Origin of the sequence: Pseudolysinimonas sp. (genome assembly GCF_039912695.1) — a bacterium.
In the GTDB taxonomy this organism is placed as follows: Bacteria; Actinomycetota; Actinomycetes; order Actinomycetales; family Microbacteriaceae; genus Pseudolysinimonas_A.
Map to the genome: position 1 here is coordinate 144501 of NZ_JBDSPJ010000024.1, position 13357 is coordinate 157857.

Consider the following 13357-nt stretch of genomic DNA (forward strand, 5'->3'; position numbering starts at 1 on the left):
GCCTCACGAATGAGGGGATGCGGGTCACAACTAACTAAGCGCGACCGCCGGAGAGTACGTGCCGCTCGCGGGCGTCTTCAGCCATGCGGATTCGCGAGACGATGACATCCACGACCAGGGTGATGCCCACGGTGCCGGCGAAGGTGATGACCCAAATCCACGGCTCGCCCGCCTTGAAGCCGAGCCAGGTGAAGCCTGTCCAGAGGAGCGCGGCGACGATGGCGCCGATTGCGGGGATGAGGGCGACGCCGTGCATCCGGCGACCCGGCAGCAGGTAGCGCAGCAGCAGGCCGATGCCGAGGCCGACGACGGTGACGTAGGCGAGTTCCATCAGGCCACGAAGCCCACGCGGCGGGAACTCTCCGAGCCCACCTCGAGGTACGAGAAGGAGGCGGTCGGCACGATGTAGACCTTGCCCTTGTCGTCGCTCAACTTGATGAACTTGGTGTCGGAGTCGAGCGCGGCCGACACGATCTTCTCGATGTCGGCAGCGGACTGCGACGTCTCGAAGCTGAGTTCACGGGGAGAGTTGGCGATGCCGATGCGAATATCCACGAGTGCAGCTTAGGAGTCGGGGCTTCGTCAGTTTGGCGCGGTTCGCTTGCGGCGGAAGAAGACGCGAAGTGGATGCCGCTGTCGGCGCTCGCAGATAAGTTCAGCTAGTGAGTGGGCTGGGTTTCGATCGCGACCTTTCGGGTCCCGATTTCATCCCTGCTGCTTTTCGTTTTACTTCTGGGTTTGCTTCTGTTGCTCTTGATTCGAGTCAGGCCGCTGTAGTGGCCCTTCCTGATGGGGCGTCGGCGGCGGTTCTGGGGTGTGCGGGGTCGGGCAAGACGACCACGATCGTTGAGCTGGTCGCGGACCGCGTGCTCGTCCGGGGCTGGGATCCGTCGTCGATTGTCGTGCTGACGAACGCCCGGGCGGCCGCGACGCGACTTCGAGATCGGATCGCGCTGCGGTTGGGCGTTCCCACCGACGGCCCGATGGCCCGCACGAGTCTGTCGTTCGCCTACGAGATCGTGAGCGTCGCGGCCCGCGCGTCGGGCGTCGACGTGCCGCGGCTGGTCACCGGCGCGGAACAGGATGCCGACCTCGGCGCGCTTCTGGCCGGCCACATTGAGTCGGGAACCGGGCCCGCCTGGCCCGAACCGTTGACCCCCGATGTGCGACGGATGCCGCGCTTCCGTTCGGAGTTGCGTGACCTGTTCGCGCGAGCGACCGAACTCGATCTCGACCCGAGCGGGATGCGGCGCCTCGGGCAGGCGACGAGCCGACCGGAGTGGGGGGCGGCATCCGAATTCTGGAGCGAGTACCTCGACGTGATCGCGTCGGCCCGCGAGGAGCAGCTCGACTCAGCCGAACTGGCACGCTTTGCCGCCCGAATCCTCGACGACAGTGAAGGGTCGGCCGAACGCGTTGCCGGGCTGCGCCTTGTCGTGGTCGACGACCTCCCCGAGGCGACAGAGGCGACCCTCGGGCTGCTCGCGGCACTGGCGCGACGAGGAGTGCCGGTCATCGCGTTCGGGGATCCCGACGTTGCGGCGAATGCCTTCCGCGGCGGCGAGCCCGACGCGCTGGGCCGGCTGTCGAGCGTGCTCGCGCGCGGCGAACGCGGCCGATTCGAGGTAAGCGAACTTGTTCTCGAGACCGCGCATCGACCAAATTCGGTTCTGCGCGAGTTCACTACAACGGTCACCGGCCGGGTCGGCACGGCGCTCGCGGGCGCGCAACGCAAAGCGACCGCCGAACGTGTCCCCGGCCCGCGTCCAGCGCTCACGCGGATCGAAGCCTCGACTCCCGCCCGGATGGCGTCGGCGATCGCGCGGCTGTTGCGCGAAGAGCATCTGCTGGCCGGGGTTCCCTGGCGGCGTCTCGCGGTCATCGTGCGATCGGGTGCGCTCGTGCCGTCGCTGGCACGGTCGCTCGCGCTCGCCGAGGTGCCGACGCGAACCAGCGGGGCCGGGGCGGCGCTTCTGGATGACGCGGCGGCCCGCGCTCTCATCACCATCGTTGAGGCGGGGATCGGCCTGAGCCCGCTCACCCCCGAGCTCGGGGCCGAACTGCTGCTCGGCCCGTTCGGCGGGCTCGACCCGATCGGCCTTCGTCGCTTGCGGATTGCCCTGCGCACCGACGAGGCCGTGGCCGGCGGATCCCGACCAAGCGGCGAGCTGCTCGTCGAGGCGCTCTCAGCTCCGGGACGCTTCGCGACGATCGACGCCGGCGTCGCGCGGTCGGCCGAGCGGGTGGCCGGCACCCTCGATGCCCTACGCGAGAGCGATTCCGCAGCCACGATCGAAGACCTGCTCTGGCTCGCCTGGGAACGCAGCCGGCTGGCCAAGCCGTGGCGTGAGCAAGCCCTCGGCACCGGACTCGCCGCCGCGGAGGCCAACCGCGACCTCGACGGGATCGTCGCCCTGTTCGCGGCAGCCAAACGCTTCACCGAGCGGCGCCCCGGCGTGCGTGCGAGCGAGTTTCTCGCCAATCTGCGTGAGGCCGAGGTTGCCGAAGACCTCATCGCCCCCACTCGAACTGAAGACGCGGTCTTCATCACGACCCCGTCGGGCGCGGTCGGGCTCGAATTCGACACCGTCGTCGTCGCGGGCCTGCAGGAGGGGGTCTGGCCGAACCGGCGTCCGCGCGGATCGCTGCTGTCACCCCAAGCCCTGGCCCGCGCCGCAACCGGAGCTGAGTCGCCACTGGATGAGCGCAAACTCGTTCTCGACGACGAGCTCCGGATGTTCGCTCTCGCGATCTCCCGCGCGAAGGACCGCGTCGTGCTGGCCGCCGTCGTCAACGATGACGAGTCACGCAGTGTGCTGTTCGACCTATTGCCGTCAGGCACCGGGTTGCTCGCCGAAAGCGCACCGCTCTCGCTGCGCGGAGCGACCGGGCGGCTGCGTCGCATCCTGACCTCGCGCGGGCAGGAGCCGACCGCTCGGGCCAACGCCGCCACCTCACTTGCGCGACTCGCCGAACTCGAGGTGCCCGGGGCCGATCCGGCTGACTGGCATGGGCTGTTGGAACTGTCGACGACGGCGCCGCTGTTCGAGGGGTCGCAGGTTCCGGTGTCGCCGTCTCGGGTCGAGCGTTTCGAGGAGTCTCCGCTCGACTGGTTTCTGGAAACCGTCGGCGGCAGCACGTCGACGACCCTCATGGAGGTCGGCACGATTTTGCACTGGGCGATGGAGACCACGGAGTCTCCCGACGCGGCCGCGGTGTGGGAGCGCGTCGAGCAGCGCTGGGGCGAGCTTCTCTTCGAGTCGCCCTGGCTCGCCGAGCATCATCGCCGAAGTGCGCGGGTGCTCGCCGACGGCATCGCCGCCTACCTGGGCGACTTTCGGGCCGGCGGCGGGACGGTCGTGGGGGCCGAGAAGTCGTTCGAGTTCGACATCGACAGTGCCCACATCCGCGGCACGATCGACAGGGTCGAGCGCGACGCCGACGGTGCTGTGGTGATCATCGACCTGAAGACCGGCAGTCCGATCACCAGCCAACCCAAGATCGACGCCGCCGCCCAGTTGGGTGCCTATCAGCTCGCCTATCGCGCCGGGTTGCTCGACGACGTGCTGAGCGATCTGGGCGCACATCACCCGGGCGGAGCGAAGCTGCTGTTCGTCAAGTCGGGTGTCGCGGGAAAGAAGTACCGCGAAGCCGTGCAGGCGCCGCTCGACGACGCGGGTCTTGAGGCGTTCCGGGAACGCATCCGCCAAGTGGCGATCGGGATGGCAGCGGCATCGTTCGCCGGCGTCCTCGAAATCGCGGGGTACGGCCTCGGCACGGTTCCCGCCCTCCGGCTGCACCGGGTCGGGGCGGTGAGTGCGGAATGACGACCGAAACCCGGAAGCCGGAGTCTGCGAGGTACAGCGCGATCGACATCGCCGAGGCTCTCGCGAGCGTGCGAGGCAAACCGGTTCCGCATCCCACCCCGCAACAACGGGCCGTGATCGAGGCGCCGCTCGCCCCCGCCCTCGTCGTCGCGGGTGCCGGCTCGGGCAAGACCGAGACGATGGCGAACCGGGTGCTGTGGCTGCTCGCGAACGGGTTGGTTGCCCCCGCCGAGGTGCTTGGTCTCACCTTCACCCGCAAGGCGGCGGGGGAGCTCGCCACCCGCATCCGGGAGCGCATCGCCGAACTCGACACCGCCGGTCTGCTTCCCGAACGGGATGTCTTCGATGCCCCGGTCGTTGCGACCTACAACTCGTTCGCGAACACCCTGTACCGCGATTCGGCGATCTTGCTCGGGCGGGAAGGTGACGCCCCCGTGCTCGGGGAGGCGGCGGCCTGGCAGCTCGCACGCGGAGTCGCGATGCGGAGCCGGGATGATCGCCTGCCCGACCTCGGCAAGAGCCTCGACGCCGTCACCAAAGCTGTGCTCGCGATCGCGCGGGGGGTTGCCGAGCACGCCGGTGATCTCGACGACCTGCGCGCTCTGGCATCCCAACTGGCTGCGCTCGGCGAGCTGCCGACGGGGCACGCGAAGTACGAGTACGCCGACGCGGTTGATCTGGCGCAGAACCTCGGGGCGCTCAATGTGCTGGCCGACCTCGCGGCCCAGTACGACGCCGAGAAGGTGCATCGCGGGGTCGTGGAGTACGCCGATCAGGTCGCTCTCGCCCTGCGCATCGCGGTCGCCCAGCCGACGATCGGGGAGGGGCTGCGCGAGCAGTACCGGGTCGTTCTGCTCGACGAATATCAAGACACCTCGGTCACCCAGACCCGGCTGCTCGCGCAACTTTTCACCGGGCATCCGGTCATGGCGGTCGGCGACCCCAACCAGTCGATCTACGGCTGGCGCGGAGCGAGTGCCGCGAACCTCGACCAGTTTGCGGCGCTGTTCCACGCAGGGGAGGCCCGTTTCGCCCTTTCGACGTCGTGGCGAAATGGCACGAAGATTTTGGATGCCGCGAACACCCTGGTCGCCCCGTTCGCCGGGGCGGGAGTGTCGAGTGTGTCGGTCGAGCGTCTCGAGCCATCGCCGGTGGCATCGACTCACGCCGTCGACACCGTGTTTTGCGAGACGGTTGCCGAGGAGGCCGCCGCTGTCGCGGACTGGCTTGCGACCCGGGTCTCCGCGAACACCTCGGCCGCGATGCTGATGCGTACCCGCGCGCAGCAGCCCTACTTTCTCGCGGCGCTGCGCGAGCGCGGGGTGCCGTTTCACGTTCTCGGCATCGGGGGGTTGCTGTCGGAACCTGAGATCGCTGACCTCGTCTGCGCGCTCAGCGCGATCGACGACCCGGCTGCCGGCATCCCGTTGCTGCGGGTGCTCGCCGGGTCGCGCTGGCGAATCGGCGTGCACGACCTGCACGCTCTCAGCCGGGTCGCGTCCTGGTTGCGTGACCGGGACCTCGCGCAGCGCCGCCTCGACGCCGACGTCAAGGCGAAACTGCGGGTCTCGGTTGGGGCCGGCGAGGGCGGTTCGATCGTCGATGCCCTCGACTTCGTGGCGACGGCCCCCGATTCGCACTCGCAGCTCGCGGGGTTCAGCCCGGTCGGACTTGAGCGGTTGCGAGATGCCGGGTCCACCCTGTCGCGGCTGCGCGCGCGTGCCCGCCTTGACCTTCCCGATCTCGTCGCCCTCGTCGTCCAGGAGTTGAGGCTCGATATCGAGGTCGCGGCGAACGAGTTCCGGGTTCTCGGGTCGGCGAACCTTGACGCATTCGACGACGCGGTGTCGGGATACCTAGCGATCGCCGAGGTCGCGACGCTCGGCGGCTTCCTGGCCTGGTTGCGTGAGGCCGAGCTGCGCGAAGACCTGTCGCCGCGCCCCGAGCCGCCCGAACCCGGCACCGTTCAGGTGCTGACGGTGCACGGCGCGAAGGGTTTGGAATGGGATGTCGTCGCGGTGCCGCGGCTGGTCACCGACGAGCTGCCCGCGAAACCCCGTGAAGGGTTTCAGGGCTGGCTGTCGTTTGGACAGTACCCGTGGCCGTTGCGGGGGGATGCCGCGGAGTTGCCGCACTTCGCGTGGGAAACCGTCACGACTCGCAAAGAACTGCTCGATGCGCAGAAAGAGTTCAGTGTCGGAGTGCGACGGCGGGCACTCGACGAGGAACGACGTCTCGCCTATGTCGCGCTGACCCGCGCTCGTCACGAACTCCTGCTCTCCGGGTCGTTCTGGGCGACCCAGACGAAGGCCCGCGAACCGAGCGTGTTTCTGCGCGATCTCGCCGCAGCCGGGCTCATTGCTGAGCCCTCGATCGTGAGCGCGTTCACCGAGAACCCGCTCGGTGACGACCTGGAGCGTCTGATCTGGCCGCTCGATCCGTTGAAGGGGAGGCGACCGTTCGTCGAAGCGGCAGCGGATGCCGTGCGCCGTGCGACCCCGAAGCTCGCGGGGCCATGGGCGCGCGACCTCGAACTGCTGCTGGCCGAACGCAAGGCCCGACTTGCGGGAAGCGCCGTCGCCATCCCGGCGCGAGTGCCCGCGTCTCGATTCCACGACTTCGTCACCGAACCCGGTCGGGTCGCAGGCGAGCTTCGGCGACCGATGCCCGAGCGCCCGTTCTCAGCCACCCGGCTCGGAACGCTCTTTCACTCCTGGGTCGAGCAGCGGTTCGGGTTCGGTGCAGGAGCTGACGAGATCGATGCGGTCGAGATCGACGCCACCGAGTCGGGCGAACTCGGTGAAAAGGCGGATCTCGATCGGTTGCGCGCCGTGTTCGAAGCCTCGGAGTGGGCGAGCCGCCGTCCGCTGGAAGTCGAGCGCGAAATCCATCTGCCGTTCGATGGTCGCATCGTGATCTGCAAGATCGACGCCGTCTACGCAGTCGAGGGCGATGGGGGCGCCGAGGGCAGGGTGCAGATCGTCGACTGGAAGACGGGTCGCGCGCCGAAGGATGCCGCCGATCTGGAACGTAAGCAACTGCAGCTCGCGCTCTACCGGGTCGCCTACGCGCGTTGGGCGAAAATCGATCCGGCTCTTGTCGATGCGGTGTTCTACTTCGTTGCCGAGGACCGGGTGCTCGCGCCCGAACGGATCGACTCGGAACCTGAACTGCTCGCCCGCTGGCGCGCCGCGATCGGCGGGGAGCGCGCGGAGTAAGCTGACGTCACGTGAGCGATGCAGGATCTCCCCCCGCTCCCGAACCCCCCGCCGCTGAACCGCCCGCTCCCAAACTCCCCGAATCTGACTTCCGGGCCGCGCGTCCAGTAGGCACTGATCCGACGGTCACTGCGCCGCTCCCGATCCAGACGATTCGGCCCAGTTTCAGCACCGTGTTTGCGACCTTCGAGTCGCGCAACTTTCGGCTGCTGATCATCTCGCTGTTCGCGAACAGCCTCGGCAGTTGGATGGCGCGGGTCGCCGTCGACTGGCTCATGCTCGAACTGACGGGCAACGTCGCTCTGGTCGGCCTCGCAGTCGCGTTCCAGTTCGCCCCACAACTGCTGCTCGGCATCTGGGCCGGACTACTCGCTGACCGGCTGCCGCGCCGCAACGTCGTTCTGGTCACTCAGTCGGTCACGGCGTTCGGTTTCGCGGTTCTCGGCACCCTCACGATCCTGGGCGTGGTCGCCGTCTGGCATGTGCTGTTAGTTGCCGCGGTGATCGGCGTCGCGGGTGCCCTCGAGGGTCCGGCGCGCAGCAGTCTCACCTCGCAGACCGTGGCGGCTGGGCGTCTGCCCATCGCGATCAGCATCAGCGGCATCACCTTCCACCTGGGTGGGCTGATCGGTCCCGCGATCTCGGGCGGACTCATCGGCTTCATCGGGCCGGGCTGGTGCATCGCGATCAGTTCGCTCGGGTCCCTGATCTGCGTGGTCGGATTCGCCCTGATGCGCTCGCGCGAGCTCACGCCGGCCCCGCGGTCGCGCCCGCAGCGGGGCCAGATTCGGGAGGGCTTCCGCTACGTGGCAGGCAAGCCGCGAATTCTCTGGCCGATCGTGTTGATCGGCTTCATCGCGACGTTCGGGATGACGCTCCCCGTGCTGTTCACGGCGGCCGCGAGCGAGCGAGGCTACGACACCGGATCGGCGGGCTACGGACTGCTCACGGCCCTCGCCGCAGCGGGAGCGTTCACGGGGGCGATTCTTTCCACACGTCGGCGCTCCCTTCGACTGCGATCGCTCGTGCTGCTCGCGGGGCTCTACGGTGCGGCGATCGTGGTGGCTGGCGGCATCCCGTTCTATGGCGCTCTGCTCGCCGGGGCGCTGGGGCTCGGCATCTTTCGGCTGCTGTTCGCGACCGGTGCCGAGGCGATGGTGCAACTGTCGACCAACCTCGGCATCCGCGGGAGGGTGGTCGCGATCTACCTGCTCGTCCTCATCGGCGGGCAAGCGCTGGGTGGACTACTCGTCGGGTGGGTCGCCGAGACGTTCGGGATGATGCCCGCGTACCTGCTCGCGGGCGGCGTGCCGATGGTCGCGTCACTGGTCGTTGCGCTCATCCTCGGGAAGCGAAACCAGTTGCGGCTGCGGGTGAACCTGTTCGACGTGCGACGGCTCATCCGCATCGTGCCGCGCGAGCAGATCATCGTCGACCGATAGGCCGGAAGCGGCCTAGACGCGTCGGATGTTGACGACCGCCTTGACGATCAGCGCTGCACCGATCAGGAGGGGAATCAGCGCCGAAAAAGGAGCAGGCCACGAGGCCGCAATTCCCACCACGAGGCCAAGAACCCCGATGGCGGCAAGCCCGATGCCCCAATACAGGGTCGCCTTGTTGCTCCTGCTCCCGGTCTTCGCAATCATGCTGCTCGCCTGAGCTGGGGTAAATCCGAGGTTGGCTGTGGTTGGTGCTGCCACCGCGGCCACCGGCGCTCCCGGAACCACAGGACCCATCGATGCATATTCGGCGACTTTGGCGAAGAAGGCGTTGACGCTGGTCACCGTCGAGACCACGCTCGCGACCGTCGCCAAGCCGCCAACCGCGAAGACGGGGTGCTGCGCAGCGGCATCGGCGATGAAGTACGACTTCTTGCCGTCGATCGTCACATTCACCGAATTCGCGGTCATGAGGCCGCCCTTCTTGGTGACCATGTGACTGGCTGAGGTATGAACGAGTTCGGCGCCCTTGGAGTCATACAGAACAACAGAGCCGTCGGAGTAGAGCACGAAAAACGACAACGGTGTCGTGATTGTGTTCGCGAACAGACTCTTTGAGAAGAGTCCGGCGGGCGAAATTGCGACCGCTGTGGGAGCACCGGGGGTTGCGGCATCCATGGAGTATTCCTTCCAACACCTCTGAGGAGTCGTGCACGTGGGAACGCTCACCCTACCGGCGGTCTGCCGCCGAACGCAGCCACGTGTCCGCAACGCGACGTCGCTCGGCGACAATGGACAGATGGCCCGCGCAACGCCCGACCACGACGGGGCGCTCGACGACGCCGCGGGTGCCGACGACGACGAAGCCCTGCATTGGGCGGGCGACGAAGAACGCGGTCGGGATGCTCCCCGCCTCCGCGGTTCGCGGGCCCCCGATCCGGCCGCCGCCGTCGCCCACGATGGTGATGGTGAGCGCGAGGTTGTCGGCAGCCGCTCCCGCGGGGCTGCAACGGTGGCGTTCGCCCTGCCCTACCTCGCCTGGACGATCTGCTGGATTTTCGTCGTGCAACGGCTGTCGTCGGGATCCACCGATCTGGCCACCCAGGTGCTGTGGCAGTTTGGCGAATTTCTTGCCATGCTCGCAGGCCCCCTGTGGTTCGCCGCGACGCTGACCCTCACGCGCGAGTCCCGGCCGTTGGTGCGTGTCGGCTGGCTCGCCCTCGGTCTCGGGGTGCTGGTGCCCTGGCCGTTGGTGTTCGACTTTCTCGTCGCACTCCGGGTTGCGGGGTCGCTCTCGTGATCGTCGTCGCCGTGGTTTTTGCCGTCCTGTTCGGCTTCGCGCTCGTCTCGCCGGTCTCGGAACTGATCGCGCTGCCCGGGGTCTACGACGCTTACGGGATCGGCGATTCAACCCCGTGGGTGCTCCTGATCGTGAACGTTGCGCTGCCGGTCGTGCTCTACGTCGCGGCGCTGCTGCTCGGCCGGGGCCGCCCGCTCTTCGCTCGGGCGCTCATCCTGACGGTCGCCCTCGCCGCCGCGTTCGCCCTGCACTTTGAGCTGGTTGCCCTCGTTGGGGCGATCCAACCCGCGCTGACCTAGCGGTTCGCGGGGCGGGTAGCTGGTCGCGCGGCGCTAGAGCGGCCACGCCGCGAACGCGACCGCGACCATCAGCAGCACCTGCGCCGCGAGTCGCGGCCAGAACGGCACCGCGGTTCGCCCGAAGCGCTGGGGATCGTTCGCGGCGTACGCGTTGGCAGGAAACACGGCGATCAGGAACACGATCAGGCAGATGCCGGCGGCGAGCCGAAGTCCGTTCCACGGGGCGAGTAGCCCGGCGGCGCCGGCAAGTTCGCAGAGCCCGGTCACGACGACCAGGACGGCCGGCCACCCGGCTCGGCGCAGCGGCGGCGGAATCATTGCCCGCATCCCGCGCGCAACACTTGGCACGAAATGCAGCACCCCCATCGCGACGAACACGGCGGCGAGGATGATGCGCAGCACCAGTTGCGCGACTTCGAGACCCTGCATGACGTCATCGTCGCATCCCAGCAGTCAGGCCCGCCTAGACTCGGGTTGCTCGCTGCGGCTTTTGCCGCCCTCGCCCGGCCGTATTGCAGAGGAACCACGTCGTGACCAAGCCGATCGTGCTGATCGCCGAAGAACTTTCCCCGGCCACGGTCGAGGCCCTCGGACCCGACTTTGACATCCGTTCGATCGATGGCACCGATCGCGCCGCACTGCTCGCGGCGCTCCCGGAGGCCAGCGCCATCCTGATCCGGTCGGCGACTCAGGTCGACGCCGAAGCGATCGCCGCGGCACCGAACCTCAAGGTGGTGGCTCGGGCCGGAGTGGGGCTCGACAACGTCGATATCAAAGCCGCCACCGAGGCCGGTGTGATGGTGGTCAACGCCCCGACGTCCAACATCGTGAGTGCTGCCGAACTGACGATCGGCCACATCCTGTCGTTGGCCCGTCACATTCCCGCCGCCCACGCCAGTCTTGCCGCGGGGGAGTGGAAGCGCTCGAAGTTCACCGGCGTCGAACTGTACGAAAAGACTGTCGGCATCATCGGCCTCGGTCGCATCGGCGCGCTGATCGCGGCACGGCTGCAGGCGTTCGGTGTCGAGATCCTTGCCTTTGACCCGTACATCACGACCGCTCGCGCTCAGCAGTTGGGTGCGACCCTGGTCGAGCTGGATGAACTCCTTGACCGCAGTGACTTCGTCACGATTCACATGCCGAGAACCCCGGAGACCCTCGGGATGATTTCGACGAAGCAGTTGAAGCGGATGAAGAAAACGGCCTTCGTCATCAACGTCGCACGCGGCGGTCTGATCGACGAGGACGCGCTGTACGTCGCACTGACGACCGGCGAGATCGCGGGAGCTGGGCTCGACGTCTTCGTCAGTGAGCCGCCCGTCGACAAGAAGTTGCTCGACCTTCCCAACATCGTCGTGACCCCGCACCTCGGTGCCTCGACCGATGACGCCCAAGAGAAGGCCGGCGTCTCGGTCGCTCGCAGCGTGCGGCTCGCACTCGAAGGCGAACTGGTGCCGGATGCTGTCAACGTCGCCGGCGGTGTCATCGACCCGTTCGTGCGGCCGGGGATCGCCCTGGTCGAGAAGCTCGGGCAGGTGCTGGCGGGCGTCGCCGGCCACGGCGCACTCACGAGCCTCGAAGTTCAGGTGCGCGGAGAACTCGCCGCCTACGACGTCAGCGTCTACCGCCTTGCGGCGCTCAAGGGCTACTTCTCCAACCAGGTCACGGAGAACGTTTCGTATGTGAATGCTCCGGTGCTTGCTGAGCAGCGCGGCATCTCGTCGACTCTCACCGTCTCGGAAGAAAGCGCCGACTACCGCAACGTCACCACCCTGCGCGGGGTTCTCGGTGACGGCACGGTCGTCGAGGTCGCGGGCACGTTGTCTGGCACGAAGATGGCCCAGAAGATCGTCGGGCTGAACGGGTACGACATCGAGGTTCCGCTCGCCGATCACCTTCTGGTGATGTCGTACGAAGACCGCCCGGGGATCGTCGCCGTCTACGGGCGTGAATTTGGCGAGGCCGGCATCAACATCGCCGGGATGCAGATCGCGCGGCAACGTGCGGGCGGCACGGCGCTCACGGTGCTCACCCTCGACTCCCCGGTTCCCGAAGAACTGCTGGCCAAAATCGCCACCGAGATTCAGGCGATCTCGATGCGTGCGATCGACGTCGTCGAGGCCTGAATCAGGATTTCGGCCGCGGGTACCTGGGTACCCAGGGACCTGCTCGGTCGCGACTCGCGAATGCGTTAGGTTCGGTCTCAGATTAGGCACCCCCTAGACGAGGGCCCCCCATCCTCGGTCTGTGCCTCCGCCCGAACGGAACCCGCATGACCGTCGTCGCCCGAACTTCTGCACGCCTCCTGCTGCTCGCATTCGTCATTCTTGGTCTGCTTGCCGCCCAGTCATGGAGCGCCGGATCCGCCCGAGCCGCCGCGGCCCCCGCCTACGACTCGCTTCCTACGACACTTCCGGCCAACTGGCCGAGCCTCGGCTACCAGGCGACTCAGACGGTCGAGTTCGGTGACCTGGTTCAACTCGCTGGCAGCGACCGCGAGCTGACCACCATCAAGGTCGGATTTGCCGATTGGGCGTGCGAAACCGGCGGCGGCGCGACCTGTGTGACGACTCCGGGCGCCACCTGGACGCATCCCATCACGGTCAACCTCTATGCCCAAGGCACCGATCCCACGCCCGGCGCGTTGCTCGCCACCGTGACCGAAAATGTGACGGTTCCGTACCGGCCTTCGGCAGACCCGGGGCGTTGCGGCGGCGCGACGTCATGGTTCGACGAGACGTCATCGAGCTGCTACAACGGCCTCGCATTCACGTGGGAATTCGACTTCACAACACTCGCCGTGCTTCTTCCCGAAACTGTGATCGTCGGCGTTGCCTTCGATACTCAGACCTACGGCACCCCGCCGATCGGCGCCGACGGCCCGTACAACTCGCTCAACGTGGGGCTCATCGAGAGCGCACCCGCTGTCGGCACGGATGTCGATCCCTCGTCGATGTATTGGAACACGGGCTTTGCTTCGTTCTACAACGACGGCGGGACTGCCGGAACGGGAACGTTCCGCAACGACACCGGCGGTTGGGCTGGGTTCGGGCTCGCCGTGCAGATCAACGCGCAGACCAGCCTGACCACCCTGCCGTTCCCTGCCGACGACCCCGCGGCGTTGCCGACACTGGCCGCGACCGGGAGTGCTCCCGGACCGTTGCCGTTGATCGCGGTCGCCGGGTTCCTGACCCTGGGTGCGGCGCTGGTCATGGTGGGCGGTCGCCGTCGGGCGGCTCACCGCGGCTGAACTCAGGGGTAACGCCCGAATAGG

11 protein-coding genes are annotated in these 13357 nt (G+C 67.6%); 7 read left to right on the forward strand and 4 right to left on the reverse strand.

Annotated elements, in window-relative coordinates; translation table 11 throughout:
- Window positions 1-34 precede the first annotated feature (34 nt).
- Window positions 35-331: a hypothetical protein gene (locus tag ABIR17_RS12250; protein WP_348004681.1), complete on the reverse strand. Its 297-nt coding sequence runs from the start codon at window positions 329-331 to the stop codon at window positions 35-37.
- Window positions 331-555: a DUF3107 domain-containing protein gene (locus ABIR17_RS12255; RefSeq protein WP_348004682.1), complete on the reverse strand. Its 225-nt coding sequence runs from the start codon at window positions 553-555 to the stop codon at window positions 331-333. The genes ABIR17_RS12250 and ABIR17_RS12255 overlap by 1 nt, the downstream gene beginning before the upstream one ends.
- Before the next feature lie 107 nt (window positions 556-662).
- Here ABIR17_RS12255 and ABIR17_RS12260 point away from each other — a divergent pair, with 107 nt between their 5' ends.
- Genes ABIR17_RS12260 through ABIR17_RS12270 form a run of 3 tightly spaced genes read left to right on the forward strand, consistent with a single transcriptional unit; the run spans window position 663 to window position 8487 of the window.
- Window positions 663-3827, forward strand: coding sequence for an ATP-dependent DNA helicase (locus tag ABIR17_RS12260; RefSeq protein WP_348004683.1), 3165 nt, complete (start codon window positions 663-665; stop codon window positions 3825-3827).
- Window positions 3824-7045, forward strand: a complete 3222-nt coding sequence (locus ABIR17_RS12265; protein ID WP_348004684.1) for an ATP-dependent DNA helicase — start codon at window positions 3824-3826, stop codon at window positions 7043-7045. Before ABIR17_RS12260 ends, ABIR17_RS12265 begins: the two co-directional genes overlap by 4 nt.
- An 11-nt stretch (window positions 7046-7056) precedes the next feature.
- Entirely contained in the window at window positions 7057-8487 is a 1431-nt protein-coding gene (locus ABIR17_RS12270; RefSeq protein WP_348004685.1) for an MFS transporter, read from the forward strand.
- 12 nt (window positions 8488-8499) lie between these two features.
- Here the strand turns inward: ABIR17_RS12270 and ABIR17_RS12275 are convergent, their stop codons facing one another.
- Window positions 8500-9162, reverse strand: coding sequence for a hypothetical protein (locus ABIR17_RS12275; protein ID WP_348004686.1), 663 nt, complete (start codon window positions 9160-9162; stop codon window positions 8500-8502).
- A 121-nt stretch (window positions 9163-9283) separates the two neighbouring features.
- Here ABIR17_RS12275 and ABIR17_RS12280 point away from each other — a divergent pair, with 121 nt between their 5' ends.
- Window positions 9284-9784 (forward strand): hypothetical protein, encoded by a 501-nt coding sequence (locus ABIR17_RS12280; RefSeq protein WP_348004687.1) that lies wholly within the window; start codon window positions 9284-9286, stop codon window positions 9782-9784.
- A complete protein-coding gene (locus tag ABIR17_RS12285) occupies window positions 9781-10083 on the forward strand; it encodes a hypothetical protein (protein ID WP_348004688.1) in 303 nt (100 codons plus the stop codon). The genes ABIR17_RS12280 and ABIR17_RS12285 overlap by 4 nt, the downstream gene beginning before the upstream one ends.
- Before the next feature lie 33 nt (window positions 10084-10116).
- Here the strand turns inward: ABIR17_RS12285 and ABIR17_RS12290 are convergent, their stop codons facing one another.
- Window positions 10117-10512 (reverse strand): DoxX family protein, encoded by a 396-nt coding sequence (locus ABIR17_RS12290; RefSeq protein WP_348004689.1) that lies wholly within the window; start codon window positions 10510-10512, stop codon window positions 10117-10119.
- 101 nt (window positions 10513-10613) lie between these two features.
- On the opposite strand from ABIR17_RS12290, the gene serA reads away from it, so the two are divergent.
- On the forward strand, window positions 10614-12209 hold the full coding sequence (serA, locus tag ABIR17_RS12295) for a phosphoglycerate dehydrogenase (RefSeq protein ID WP_348004690.1): 1596 nt from the start codon (window positions 10614-10616) through the stop codon (window positions 12207-12209).
- Between the two features lie 146 nt (window positions 12210-12355).
- Window positions 12356-13333 (forward strand): hypothetical protein, encoded by a 978-nt coding sequence (locus ABIR17_RS12300; RefSeq protein ID WP_348004691.1) that lies wholly within the window; start codon window positions 12356-12358, stop codon window positions 13331-13333.
- The last annotated feature ends 24 nt before the right edge of the window (window positions 13334-13357 follow it).